General features: G+C 68.1%; 12 protein-coding genes and 1 pseudogene. 9 read left to right on the top strand and 4 right to left on the bottom strand.

Translation table 11 applies throughout. From position 1 onward, the window contains the following. Nucleotides 1-41 precede the first annotated feature (41 nt). Nucleotides 42-398: pseudogene (locus ACO05L_RS01020) on the top strand (biotin/lipoyl-containing protein); the annotation flags it as partial. 15 nt (nucleotides 399-413) lie between these two features. Continuing rightward, entirely contained in the window at nucleotides 414-1,580 is a 1,167-nt protein-coding gene (odhB, locus tag ACO05L_RS01015) for a 2-oxoglutarate dehydrogenase complex dihydrolipoyllysine-residue succinyltransferase (RefSeq protein ID WP_421731715.1), read from the top strand. Between the two features lie 67 nt (nucleotides 1,581-1,647). Here odhB and ACO05L_RS01010 read toward each other — a convergent pair whose 3' ends face one another. Together ACO05L_RS01010 and ACO05L_RS01005 are read right to left on the bottom strand one after the other, a co-directional pair. Next, nucleotides 1,648-2,853 (bottom strand): CaiB/BaiF CoA transferase family protein, encoded by a 1,206-nt coding sequence (locus tag ACO05L_RS01010; RefSeq protein ID WP_421730323.1) that lies wholly within the window; start codon nucleotides 2,851-2,853, stop codon nucleotides 1,648-1,650. 44 nt (nucleotides 2,854-2,897) lie between these two features. After that, nucleotides 2,898-3,164, bottom strand: coding sequence for a DUF6356 family protein (locus tag ACO05L_RS01005; RefSeq protein ID WP_421730322.1), 267 nt, complete (start codon nucleotides 3,162-3,164; stop codon nucleotides 2,898-2,900). Nucleotides 3,165-3,296: 132 nt separating this feature from the next. On the opposite strand from ACO05L_RS01005, the gene ACO05L_RS01000 reads away from it, so the two are divergent. Continuing rightward, on the top strand, nucleotides 3,297-4,487 hold the full coding sequence (locus tag ACO05L_RS01000) for an acyl-CoA dehydrogenase (protein ID WP_421730321.1): 1,191 nt from the start codon (nucleotides 3,297-3,299) through the stop codon (nucleotides 4,485-4,487). A 151-nt stretch (nucleotides 4,488-4,638) separates the two neighbouring features. On the opposite strand, the gene ACO05L_RS00995 is transcribed toward ACO05L_RS01000, so the two are convergent. Beyond that, nucleotides 4,639-5,424 (bottom strand): DUF3313 domain-containing protein, encoded by a 786-nt coding sequence (locus tag ACO05L_RS00995; protein ID WP_421730320.1) that lies wholly within the window; start codon nucleotides 5,422-5,424, stop codon nucleotides 4,639-4,641. Nucleotides 5,425-5,549: 125 nt separating this feature from the next. Between ACO05L_RS00995 and ACO05L_RS00990 the strand changes: the two genes are divergently transcribed. From ACO05L_RS00990 to ACO05L_RS00975, 4 genes are all read left to right on the top strand, one after another. Next, entirely contained in the window at nucleotides 5,550-6,374 is an 825-nt protein-coding gene (locus ACO05L_RS00990) for a response regulator transcription factor (RefSeq protein ID WP_421730319.1), read from the top strand. A 10-nt stretch (nucleotides 6,375-6,384) separates the two neighbouring features. After that, entirely contained in the window at nucleotides 6,385-7,851 is a 1,467-nt protein-coding gene (locus ACO05L_RS00985) for a sensor histidine kinase (RefSeq protein WP_421730318.1), read from the top strand. Between the two features lie 54 nt (nucleotides 7,852-7,905). Further along, entirely contained in the window at nucleotides 7,906-9,396 is a 1,491-nt protein-coding gene (locus tag ACO05L_RS00980) for a trypsin-like peptidase domain-containing protein (RefSeq protein ID WP_421730317.1), read from the top strand. A 354-nt stretch (nucleotides 9,397-9,750) separates the two neighbouring features. Beyond that, complete coding sequence (locus tag ACO05L_RS00975; RefSeq protein WP_421730316.1) at nucleotides 9,751-10,095, top strand: DUF2794 domain-containing protein; 345 nt, start codon at nucleotides 9,751-9,753, stop codon at nucleotides 10,093-10,095. Nucleotides 10,096-10,149: 54 nt separating this feature from the next. Here the strand turns inward: ACO05L_RS00975 and ACO05L_RS00970 are convergent, their stop codons facing one another. Further along, nucleotides 10,150-10,899 (bottom strand): Bax inhibitor-1/YccA family protein, encoded by a 750-nt coding sequence (locus ACO05L_RS00970; RefSeq protein ID WP_421730315.1) that lies wholly within the window; start codon nucleotides 10,897-10,899, stop codon nucleotides 10,150-10,152. Between the two features lie 128 nt (nucleotides 10,900-11,027). Here ACO05L_RS00970 and thpR point away from each other — a divergent pair, with 128 nt between their 5' ends. Continuing rightward, a complete protein-coding gene (thpR, locus tag ACO05L_RS00965; RefSeq protein ID WP_421730314.1) occupies nucleotides 11,028-11,564 on the top strand; it encodes an RNA 2',3'-cyclic phosphodiesterase in 537 nt (178 codons plus the stop codon). Then, a complete protein-coding gene (locus ACO05L_RS00960) occupies nucleotides 11,561-12,124 on the top strand; it encodes a GNAT family N-acetyltransferase (protein WP_421730313.1) in 564 nt (187 codons plus the stop codon). Before thpR ends, ACO05L_RS00960 begins: the two co-directional genes overlap by 4 nt. Nucleotides 12,125-12,141 lie beyond the last annotated feature (17 nt).

The following is a 12,141-nucleotide window of genomic DNA, read 5'->3' as shown; positions in this document are numbered from 1 at the left end:
ACCCTCCATAAGAACGCCTGACCCGAAAGCCTGGACCCGACATGGCCGACATCCTGACCCCCGCCCTTGGTGAATCCGTTTCGGAAGCCACCATCGCCAAATGGACCAAGAAGGTCGGCGATGCGGTGAAGAAGGACGAGGTCCTGGTCGAACTGGAAACCGACAAGGTGTCGCTGGAAGTCGTGGCCCCGGCCGACGGCGTCCTGTCCGACATCAAGGCCGCCGATGGCGACACCGTGGTGCCGGGTACGGTCCTGGGCGTGGTGTCGGACGGCGCTGCCAAGCCCGCCGGCAAGGCCGAGGCGCCCAAGGCCGCCGCAACTGCTGCGCCTGCCGCCGCAGCTGCTGCGCCCGCACAGGCTCCGGCTCCAGCCGCCGCCAGCGGCGCGACCGTCAGCATCAACGTCCCGACCATGGGCGAGAGCGTCGCCGAAGGCTCGATGGGCAAATGGCTCAAGAAGACCGGCGACAGCGTCAAGAAGGACGAAATGCTGGTCGAGATCGAGACCGACAAGGTCGCGGTCGAGGTGTCTGCGCCCGCCGACGGCGTCCTGACCATCGCCGCCGAAGAAGGCGCGACCGTCACCCCCGGCCAGGCCATCGGCAGCATTTCCGGTTCGGGCGCGGCCTCTGCGCCCGCTTCCGCTGCTCCGGCGGCATCGGCCAACGCCGGTTCGGCCCAGATCAAGTCGGACGCCGCCCTGTCCCCAGCCGTTCAGCGCGTCGTCGCCGAGAACAACCTGGACCCCAAGGCCATCGCCGCCACGGGCCCCAAGGGCAACATCACCAAGGGCGACGCCCTGAACGCCGCAGCCGCTCCGGCTGCTGCGCCCGCCGCTCCGGCCGCCAAGGCTCCGCCTGCCGCGCCGCGCGCCGACCAGCCGCGTGAAGAGCGGGTGAAGATGACGCGCCTGCGTCAGACCATCGCCCGTCGCCTGAAGGAATCCCAGAACACCGCCGCCCAGCTGACCACCTTCAACGAGGTGGACATGACCAACGTCATGGCCCTGCGCAGCCAGTACAAGGACGTGTTCGAAAAGCGCCACGGCGTGAAGCTGGGCTTCATGTCCTTCTTCACCAAGGCGGTCATCGCCGCCCTGAAGGAGATCCCGGCCGTCAACGCCGAGATCGACGGCACCGACATCATCTACAAGAACCACTATGACGTCGGCATCGCCGTCGGCACCGAAAAGGGCCTGGTCGTGCCCGTGCTGCGCGACGCGGATGTGCTGTCGCTGGCCGGCATCGAGAAGGGCATCGCCGCGCTCGGCAAGGCGGCCCGCGACGGCGCCCTGACCCTGGACGACCTGCAGGGCGGCACCTTCACCATCACCAACGGCGGCACCTATGGCTCGCTGATGTCGACGCCGATCCTGAACGCGCCCCAGTCGGGCATCCTGGGCATGCACAACATCGTCCAGCGCCCGATGGCCATCAACGGCGAGGTCAAGATCCGCCCGATGATGTACCTGGCCCTCAGCTACGATCACCGTATCGTCGACGGCAAGGAAGCCGTGACTTTCCTGGTCCGGGTCAAGGAACTGCTGGAAGACCCGGCGCGGGCCCTTCTGGACCTGTAAGGGTTACAGGCGATTTGAGAACGATGACGGCGGGGCTCGAAAGGGTCCCGCCGTTTTCAATTTCGGATCAGTCAGGCTTGATCGCGCCGAGAACCGCATCCGTGTCCGCGCCCAAAACCGGCGGCGGCAGGTCATAGCGCACCGGCGTTCTCGACATCCGGATCGGCGAGGCGACGGTGCGGATGGGGGCGGCCAGGTCGTCGCGGAACTGTTCGACCACCAGGCCGCGATGGAGGGCCTGGGGCTCCTCGAACACCTGGTCGATGGTGTTGACCGGACCGCAGGGCACGCCCGCCGCCTCCAGAGCCGCCATCAGAGCCTTCATGGTGAAGCCGGCCGTCAGGGCCGACAGGGTCGGCGAAAGTTCTGTGCGGTTCTGGACCCTGAGGGCGTTGGTGACGAAGCGCGGATCGGCGCCCATGGGCTCGACGCCCAGAGCCCTGGCCAGCGCCCGGAACTGGCCGTCGTTGCCCACGGCGATCACCACCATCCCGTCCGAACAGGGGAAGGGCTGATAGGGGGCCAGGTTGGGGTGGGCGTTTCCCATCCGCGTCGGGGCCTTGCCGCTGACGAAATAGTTGGTCGCCTGGTTGGCCAGTATCGCGGCCTGAACGTCGAACAGGGCGATGTCGACATGCTGGCCCTCGCCGGTCGCGCGCGCGTGCATCAGGGCGGCCAGGATGGCGTTGGAGGCATAGAGGCCGGTGAACAGATCCACCACCGCCACCCCAACCTTCATCGGCTCGGCGCCCGGCGCGCCATCCGCCTGGCCGGTGATCGACATCAGCCCGCCCATGGCCTGGATCATATAGTCATAGCCGGCGCGGTGGGCGTCGGGGCCGGTCTGGCCAAAGCCGGTGATCGAGCAATAGACCAGCCTGGGATTGACCGCCGACAGGCCGGCGTAGTCGAGGCCGTATTTCTGCAGGCCCCCCGTCTTGAAGTTCTCGACCACCACGTCGCAGGTGGCGGCCAGGCTGCGCACGGCCTGCGCGCCTTCAGGGCTGGCGATGTCCAGTTCGACGGATCTCTTGCCCCGGTTGGCGCAGAAGAAATAGGCGGCGTCGCCCTTCGAGCCGTCCGTCGTGGTGGTGAAGGGCGGGCCCCAGTGGCGGGTGTCGTCGCCCTCGCCCGGCCGTTCGATCTTGATCACCTCGGCGCCCAGATCGGCCAGGGTCTGGGTCGCCCAGGGCCCGGCCAGCACCCGGCTGAGGTCCAGCACGCGGACGCCGGAGAGCGGGCCTTGAGACGGAGAGGCAGGGTTCTGGGTCATGACGATCTCTTATCCGCCCCGGCCCGCGAAGGGGAGCAGGATCGCTAAAGTCCCGGATCCCAGACGCCGGCGTCGCGCATCCGGGTCTCGCGTGCGTCCTCGGCGCGGTCGCCCAGGTTGGCGGCCATGGCGCGGATCTCCCCCGAGACCGTGGTCTTGGCCAGGCTGGGTATCAGGCCATGCAGCAGGGCGGTCGCCGACAGGCGGGCCAGTCGAAACCCCACGGCCCATGCCGCGCCCAGATGCTGGAAATAGCTCTCGCCCACCTCGTGCGGATGGTCGAGAAACAGGCGGCTCAGAGCGCGTCTCATGCAGATCCCGGTCGGCGGCGGGCGCGGGTCTACCCGTCGTCGTCATTCTGGCCTAAACCGCGAGGCAGAACAGGGGGCGTTCGTCACCATCGCGTGACGACCTGAGCCCTCGCCGACACTCAGGATCTGCTCATGGCCGACGGCGCCGCTACACCCGCTCAGACGTTCCGCTGGGACGACCCCCTCGATCTGACCGGCCGCCTGACCGAGGACGAGCGCGCCATTCAGGAGGCGGCGCGGTCCTATGCCCGCGAGAAACTGCTGCCGCGCGTGGTCGCCGCCTTCCGCGACGAGACCTTCGATCGTTCGATCATGACCGAGCTGGGCCATATGGGTTTCCTGGGCGCCACCCTGCCCGAACAGTACGGCGGCTCGGCCGTCAGCCACGTCGCCTATGGCCTGATCGCGCGCGAGATCGAGGCGGTCGATTCCGGCTACCGCTCGGCCATGTCGGTGCAGTCTTCGCTGGCCATGTACCCGATCTACGCCTTCGGCTCCGAAGAGCAGAAGATGAAGTTCCTGCCCAAGATGGCGGCCGGCGAATGGGTCGGCTGTTTCGGTCTGACGGAAGCGGACGGCGGCTCGGACCCCGCCGCGATGAAGACCCGCGCCGAGGCCGTGGACGGCGGCTACAAGCTGAACGGCGGCAAATATTGGATCACCAACTCGCCCATCTCGGACCTGGCGGTGGTCTGGGCCAAGCTGGACGACGTGATCCGCGGCTTCATCGTCGAGCGTGATTTCGACGGCTTCACCACCACCAAGATCGGCGACAAGCTGAGCTTGCGCGCCTCCATCACCGGCGACATCGGCCTGAACGACGTCTTCGTGCCCGAGGCCAACATCCTGCCTGGCGTGAAGGGTCTGCGCGGGCCGTTCAGCTGCCTGAACAAGGCGCGCTACGGCATTTCCTGGGGGGCGATGGGCGCCGCCGAGGCCTGTTTCCACCTGACGCGCGACTATGTCGGCGAGCGCATGCTGTTCGGACGGCCCCTGTCGTCGCGCCAACTGGTGCAGAAGAAGCTGGCCGACATGCAGACCGAGATCTTCCTGGGTCTGGAGGGTTCGCTGGCCCTGGGTCGGCTGTTGGACCAGGGCGCCTGGGTGCCCGAAGCCATCTCGATGATGAAGCGCAACAACTGCCAGAAGGCGCTCAACATCGCCCGCGAGGCCCGTGACATGCACGGCGGCGCCGGCATCACCGGTGAGATGCACGTCATGCGTCACGCCATGAACTTGGAAACGGTCAACACCTACGAAGGCGCCGCCGACGTCCACGCCCTGATCCAGGGCCGGGCGATCACGGGCCAGAGCGCGTTCTAGAAGGGGTCGCTTCCTAGAAGGGTCGCTTCGCGACGCGCTACGCTCGGTTCGCGGAACCTCGCTGCTTGAGCGCAGCCCAGTCGGGTCGCTGACGCGATGAGGCGCGCCGCTTCAGCGCGACAGGCGTTGGGACGGGCTTTAGGGTTAGTCCCTAGTCCTTCGGCGCGTCGTCGCGCGAGCCGGTGTTGACCTCGGGCACATAGAGGCCTGTGACAACACGGGTCAGGAAGCCAGCGGGCTGAGTGCGCGGACCATAGGCGGCGCAGGGGTCGGGGCTGGGGATGTCGCGAACGGCACGGTCCTTGGGCGCGATGGCGTCACCGACCGCGTCGCCAAAGGGTTCGGCCATCTGCAGGGCGTCGCCGACCCGTGACAGGGACGGGGTGTCGGTGCCGACGACATTGGCGTTGCGCGCCCAGGCCAGGGCCGCCACCTGACGACCTTGCGGATCGACCAACTCGGCCTCGGCCGCCAGGCCGCCGGTCGTGCCGGGCACGCGGAAGGTTCCGGGGCCGGGAATGAAGGCGTTGGCGACGGCTGAAACGCCCGACGCAGCCTGACCCGTCGGCCGCACGCCTGTGACGCCGACGCGGACACGGGCCACGCCGTCCGGCTGTTCCACGATGGTGAACCGCTCGCTGACCTCGTAGCAAACCTGACGGTCGACCTCGCGCAGAACCAGGGCGACTTCATCCTGGCTGAGACCCGCGCCTGCCTCGCCGACCATGATGGTCGGGTCCAGATGGACGGCGTCGATGGCCGTAGCGGCGCCCTCGTCCCGCCGTTCGCGGATCGAGGCCCGGATCGTGTCCTCCCGCTCGACCAGACCGTCATAACTCTTGAGGAATCCGCTCTCCGCGGTGGGAGCCGTTTGGCAGGCCGACAGGGCTGCCGCGAGCGAGGTCAGCAGGATGGTGGTGCGGGCGATTGTGATCATGAGGCGACTACAACACATCCGCGACGCCTTGGATGCATCAGGAAGCGTCACGGCGAACAGCGTTGTCGAATTTGCCGCAGGCTCGTATCCTACTGGCGGGCTTGGGGCGGGATTTGGGAATGCGCGTGTCGACCGAAGCGGACCTGGGTCACAGCGACCTTGTCGACGACGCCTTCCTGGCGCTGTCGGACATGTTCGCCGGGCGCCGGGTGTTGCTGCTTGAAGACGATCCCAGCCTGTCGGACCACGTGGCAGGACGATTGATCCGAGCCGGGTTCGCCGCCGTGGACAGGGTCGATACCGGCGAGGCGGCCCTGAGCGCGGCCCAGGTCGCCGCCTATGACGTGCTGGTGCTGGATCGGCTGACGGCCGGACTAGACGGGCTGGAAACGCTGAAGCGGCTGCGTAGCGGCGGCGGTCCCTCCTGTGACGCCCCGGTCCTGATGCTGACGGCCCTGGGGGGCGAACGTCAGAAGGTCGAGGGCCTGTTGAATGGCGCCGACGACTATCTGGCCAAGCCGGTCGGAGACGAAGAACTTCTGGCCCGGATCGCCGCTCAACTGCGCAAGGCGGCCAGACTGTCCCGGCCGGCGGGAGGGGACCTGCTCAATGGACCGCTACGCCTGTCGCCCGGCGCACGCACCCTGAAGCTGGATCTGGGCGAAAGCGGTGCGCGGCTGATCGACCTGTCGCCCCTGGAGTTCGCGATCGTCTGCGAACTGATGACGGCGCGGGGGCAGCCGGTGACCAAGACCATGTTGTGGGATCGCTGCTGGGTCGAATGGACCTTTCTGCCCGACAACTTCGTCAACATCATCGACGCCCGGATCAGCGCCCTGCGGCGGCGGCTCAAGGAACAGGCGCCCGAGCTTGGCGAGGATATGCACCCGCTGATCGTCTCGGCGCGCAGCCAGAGCCTGATCTTCCGCGACCTCGATCCGGCACCCTGAGGCGACCACCATGGGGCGGGGCCTGATCCGACGCTGGCTGGGACGACGCACGACCACTCAACTGGCCTCGGCATTGGCGGTCCTGGCCGCCTTGGCCCTGACCGGATCTCTGGTCGTCACCGGACAGGCGGTGCGCATGGACCAGCGCCAGCAGGCCGCCCTGCTGGCCTTGGCCGACTACGGCGCCATGGCCTCCAAGCTGGGCGTCGAATCCGGCCTAGACGCCTCCAGCCTGACGGCGGGGGACGCGGCCTATCTGTCGGCCTGGCTCAGCGCCTTCCAGAGCGGTCCGACGCGCGAGGCCCGTTCGCTGGAGGAGACCTGCCGCACCGGCCGGGGCGGCGCCGGGGTACGCTATATCCGCGGGCCGATCGGCAAGCCTGCGGGCCTCCTGGCGCTGGAGGCCGCAGCCCTCGCGCCCCAGCCGCGCCTGGGCGAAGACGTCTATCTGACCACGCTAAAGCCCGGCGCCCTGTGTCCGGGCCGCAGCGTCGAGGCGGTGGTCGTGCGTCGTCAGGTTGGATCGCTGCAGATCGCCGTGGGTCGGGTGGTCGAGCGCTCCGGACAGGCCTGGGGCTGGGCCGTGCTGGCCGTGGCCCTGACGGGGGCGGTGATCCTGATATCGGGCCTGGCCGCCTCGACCTATGCCCGGCGCCGCCTGACCCACGCGGTGGCCGATGTCAGCCAGGCCCTGGACCGGGCCGCCGTGGGCGATTTCACCCGACGCGCGCCCGAGAACGGGGCGCCGCCCGAACTGACGGAACTGACGCTTCAGGCCAACCGCACCATGGACCGGCTGGAAGAGCTGATGACCTGGCTGCGCGATTCCGCCGACCAGCAGGCCCATGATTTCCGCACGCCTCTGGCGCGCGCCACGGCCCGGCTGGAACGTCTGGCCGAGAGTGACGATGGCGGGGTCCGCGAACGGCTGGCGCGAGAGGCGGCGGGGGATCTGCGCGACCTGACGCGAGCGATGAACGAGGCCATGGCTTTGCGCGACGGCGAGGCTTGGCGGTTCGAAACCATCAGCCTGGACGACCTGGCCTTGGCCGTCGCCGAGCTCTATCAGCCCCTGGCCGAGGCCAAGGGCGTGGCCATTGTCGTCGAGACGGCCTCGATCCTTGAGGCGCCAGCGTCTGCAGTAACGGCATTGGGCGTGCGGTCCCTGCTGCAGCGGGCGGCGTCCAATCTGGTGGACAATGCGGTCAAGTTCTCGCCAGAGGGCGGGCGGGTGACGATCCGCGCCTTCATGCTGGAGGGTAGACCCGCCCTGTCGGTCAGGGATCAGGGGCCGGGCGTCGATCCTCGGCTGCTCAGCGACGGCGCAGCGAGGGCCTTCGACGCCGACGCCCATGGCCGGGAAAGCCATGGCATGGGTCTGGGGTTCGTGCGCGCCATCCTGCGCAGGCACGGGGCGGAAATGACGATTGATGACGCCGGACCGGGAGCCATCGTCACGGCGCATTTCTCTCGCTAGGCTGTGGCCTGCGGCGGCGAATTGCGCGGCCGGCTCCGCTGAGGATCTGTCTGAATGCCGCGTTCGAAAATCATGTCGGGTACCGCTCTGGCTCTGGTGATGCTGGCCATGGCCCCGGCGACGATCCTCGCCACACCCGCCATGGCCAGGACCAAGACGGCTCAGGCGGCGTCTGCGCCCCAGACCCCCATGCCCTATGACGCCCGACGCGGGGTCTTCACCTTTGCGGCCGGGCTGGAGCGGTCGCTGCCTGCGGTGGTGCAGGTGACGACCCTGGGGTCATCGAGCGGCCCCTCCTCGGACGATGAAGAACCAACGGCGATGCAGGGCGGGTCCGGCGTGGTCATCGACGCGGCCCAGGGCATCGTCGTGACCAACAATCACGTCATCAAGGGGGGCTCGAAATTCACCGTCGACCTGACGGACGGCCGCCTGTTCGACGCCACCCTGATCGGGGCCGATACGGCGACCGACCTGGCCGTGTTGCGGATCGAGCCGATCGACGGTCAACCGTTGAACCTGTCACAGGTCGAGATCGCCGATTCCGACACCCTGCGCACCGGCGACCTGGCCTTTGCGGTCGGCTATCCCCTGGGTCTGGACCAGACCCTGACCATGGGCGTGATCTCGGGCCTGGGCCGTTCCGGCCTGGGCGACGCGGTCGAGGACTATATCCAGACCGATGCGGCGGTGAACTCGGGCAACTCGGGCGGGCCGCTGCTGGACAGCCGGGGCCGGTTGATCGGCATCAACACCTCCATCCTGTCGGGCGGCCAGGACATGTTTGGCATGGGCGGCGGCAACGACGGCATCGCCTTCGCCGTGCCGACCCGGATCATGCGGTTTGTCACCGACCAGCTGCGCGCCAACGGAGAGGTCTCACGCGGCCGGATCGGGGCGATCATGGGGTCGCTGAACGCCGAGCGGGCTCGGGGTCTGGGTCTGAGGATCGTGCGCGGCGCCATCGTCGAGGACGTGGCTCCCGGCTCACCCGCCGAGGGCGCGGGCCTGCGTCGCAACGATGTCATCACCCGAATCCAGAACCGCCCCGTCGCCAACGCCGGATCAGTCCAGGCCACGGTCGGCATCGCTGCGCCAGGCACCCGGATGGACATTCTGTATCTGCGTGACGGGCGCGAACACACGACCAGCCTGTCGGTCGAGGCGCCGACCCCGTCGTCGGTCGTGGTCGGGGCCTCGGTCGTCGAGGCCTTCGGCGCTCAGTTCGGCGACGCCTCCAGCCTTCCGGTCTCCGAAGACAACAAGACGCCCGGAGCGCCGACATCGGGGGTGCTGGTCCTGTCGGTCGAAGGCGGATCGGTCGCGGCTCAGCGCGCGCTGCAGGCCGGCGATCTGGTGATGTCGGTGGGGGGGCGCAGCGTCGGCGATCTGGCCAGCCTGGCATCGGCCCTGTCGGGAGCCGAGACCCTGCCCGCGCTCAGCGTGCGTCGGGGCGAGGAAACGGTGGAGATCACGGAGACCTCACGTCCCGTCCAAGCCTCGGAGCCGGACGTGGTCATGATCGAGGTCCCCGCAGGATCCTGACGCGAAGGGGCCGGGGCCTGACCCCGGTCCACGTCTACGCCGGACAGCAAAACGCCCGCCATGCCGGAGGGGGGAGGGGGCAGGACGGGCGTCTCGCTTGGAGGAAGCGCCGGCCCGTCGGAGCCCTTGAAACTGGAAACATCCAGGGGGGCTGGGGGGGCTGTTCAGGATCCGGGACGCTTCCGAACTCCGACTGGCCGACGGTTCGTATTTCGCGGGCCAAACGGGCGGGCGCTGGACCGAAACGGGGCCATTTCGTGTTCGCTGAGCGATTTCTCGGCAAGTGCGGTTCTGCCGCCAGGGGCTGGACAGGCGGGGTCTGGCGTTCGTCCGCCGGAGGACTAACCTTATCGCATGACCTTCGACCGCACGACGCCCGGATCCGACGCCCCATCGACCGCCTCGGTCTTCTTCGATCGCAAGGAGCTGGACCTGATCCTGCGGGTCTATGGCCGGATGGTCTCGGCCGGAGAATGGCGCGACTACGCCATGGTCGGCCACAGGGACGTCGCCGAGTTCGCCGTCTTCCGCCGCTCGGGCGACGCGCCCGCCTATCGCATCGAGAAACGACCCGCCTTGCAGACCAAGCAGGGTCAGTGGGCGGTCATCGGCGAGGGCGGGGTGGTGCTCAGGCGAGGTCGCGAACTGGCCCAGGTGCTGCGCGTCTTCGACAGCCGCAGGTTCCAGGTTGTGGAATAGAAAAGGCCCCGGCGTTTCCACCGGGGCCTTGTCCGTCTCAGGTCGTCTCGATCCCTAGTTCCGGTTGCCGCCCATGAAGGCCAGCAGGAATTGGAACAGGTTCACGAAGTTGATGAACAGGCTCAGCGCACCGAAGCCGGTGGCCACGCCCATCGCCTGCTGGTCGCCGCCCAGGGCGTAGTAGGTCATCTTCAAACGCTGGGTGTCGTAGGCGATCAGGCCCGCGAAGATCAGCACGCCCAGGGCCGAGATGATCAGGTAGAAGGTCCCGGACTGCATGAACATGTTGACGATCGAGGCCAGGATCAGGCCGATCACGCCCATGATCAGGAAGCTGCCCATGCCGGTCAGGTCCTTCTTGGTGGTGTAACCCACCAGGCTCAGACCGCCGAAGGCCGCCGCCGTGACCAGGAAGGTCGAGGCCAGCGAACCGCCGGTGTAACGCAGGAACAGCACGCCCATCCCGGCGCCGATCGAGGCGACCACGGCCCAGTAGAGCATGTTCACGCCCTTGGCTGTGGGGTTCTTCATGAAGAACATCGAGCCGAACAGCAGGACCAGCGGCAGGAACTGCACCACCATGCCCAGCAGGGTCATGCCGACGCGACCGTCGGGGCCGACGGCGAACAGCAGTTGCTGGACAGCGGGGACGTTGCCCGTCGTATAGGCCAGAGCGCCCGCCACCAGCAGGCCGACGGCCAGCTTGTTATAGACACCCAGCATGAAGCTGCGCAGGCCGGCGTCGACCGACATGTCGGCCGCGGCGGGCGCCACGTTGCTGAAACCGTTTCTGAAGTCGCTCATCGCGAGATCAATCTCCCAAAGGAAAGCGGGGCAAACCCCCGGCTTTGAAGGAAATATCGGCGTGGCCTGCCCGTCACGCAAGGGAAACCGGCTTCCCTGCGACCGTTTGGCGCCTCTATTCTGCATCCATGCTTCGCCTGTTCACCGCCCTGCCCATCCCCTGGGACGTCGCAGAGACCCTGAAACGCCGCCAGACGGGCCTGCCCGGCGCGCGCTGGCGCTCGGACGAGCAACTTCATGTCACCCTGGCCTTCTATGGCGAGGTGACGGAACGCCAGGCCGACGATCTGGCTGGGGAGCTGGCTCGCATTCCCCCAGGCGTATTCGAGATCACGCTGAAAGGGGTCGGGGCGTTCGGCGACGCCCACCGCAGCCACACCCTGTGGGCCGGGCTGGAGCCGTCGGAGCGGCTGGAGGTCCTGGCCGGGCGCTGCAAGTCGGCGGCCGAGCGGGCGGGGGTGCGCATGGAGCCGCGCGTCTATCGGCCCCACCTGACCCTGGCCTATCTGAAGCTCCAGACCAATCCGGACCGCATCGGGGCCTGGATCGCCGGCCACAACCTGCTGCATTCTCCGCCGATCCGGGCCGACCGTTTCGGCCTCTATTCCAGCACCCTGACGGGCGACGGCAGCGTCTATGCGCTGGAACGGGAGTATCCGCTGTGAGCCAGACATCGCCCATCGGCCCGACGCTTGAGACGCCCCGCCTGATCCTGCGCCCCCCTGCGGTCGAGGACTTTCCGCGCTGGGCCGCCTTCAACGCGGAGGAGGAGACGGTCCGCTTCATCGGCGGGGTCCAGGCGCCGGCCGCGACCTGGCGGATCATGATGGCCATGGCCGGGATGTGGGCCCTGACCGGCGAGGGGATGTTCTCGGTGATCGAGAAGGAGACCAGCCTGTGGATCGGCCGCATCGGACCGCTTCACCCCTATGGCTGGCCCGGCAAGGAGGTCGGCTGGAGCCTGATGGCCGAGGCTCACGGCAAGGGCTATGCGCTGGAGGCGGCGGCGGCGACCATCGACTATGCCTTCGATGCGCTGGAATGGGCCGACGTCATCCACTGCATCGCCCCCGCCAATGATGCTTCGGCCGGTCTGGCCCGACGCCTAGGCTCGACCAACCGCGGCCCCCAAACCATGCCAGCCCCGTTCGAGGGCGTCGTGGTGGACATCTGGGGCCAGTCGAAGGCCGAGTGGGCGCAGAACCGCAAGGCGTTCGTCGACTGAGCCGGAGAGCAGACTTA

Origin of the sequence: Brevundimonas sp. (genome assembly GCF_965227765.1) — a bacterium.
GTDB lineage: Bacteria > Pseudomonadota > Alphaproteobacteria > Caulobacterales > Caulobacteraceae > Brevundimonas.
Note: the sequence above shows the minus strand (reverse complement) of the source record. Positions and strands in the feature narration are given on the sequence as shown.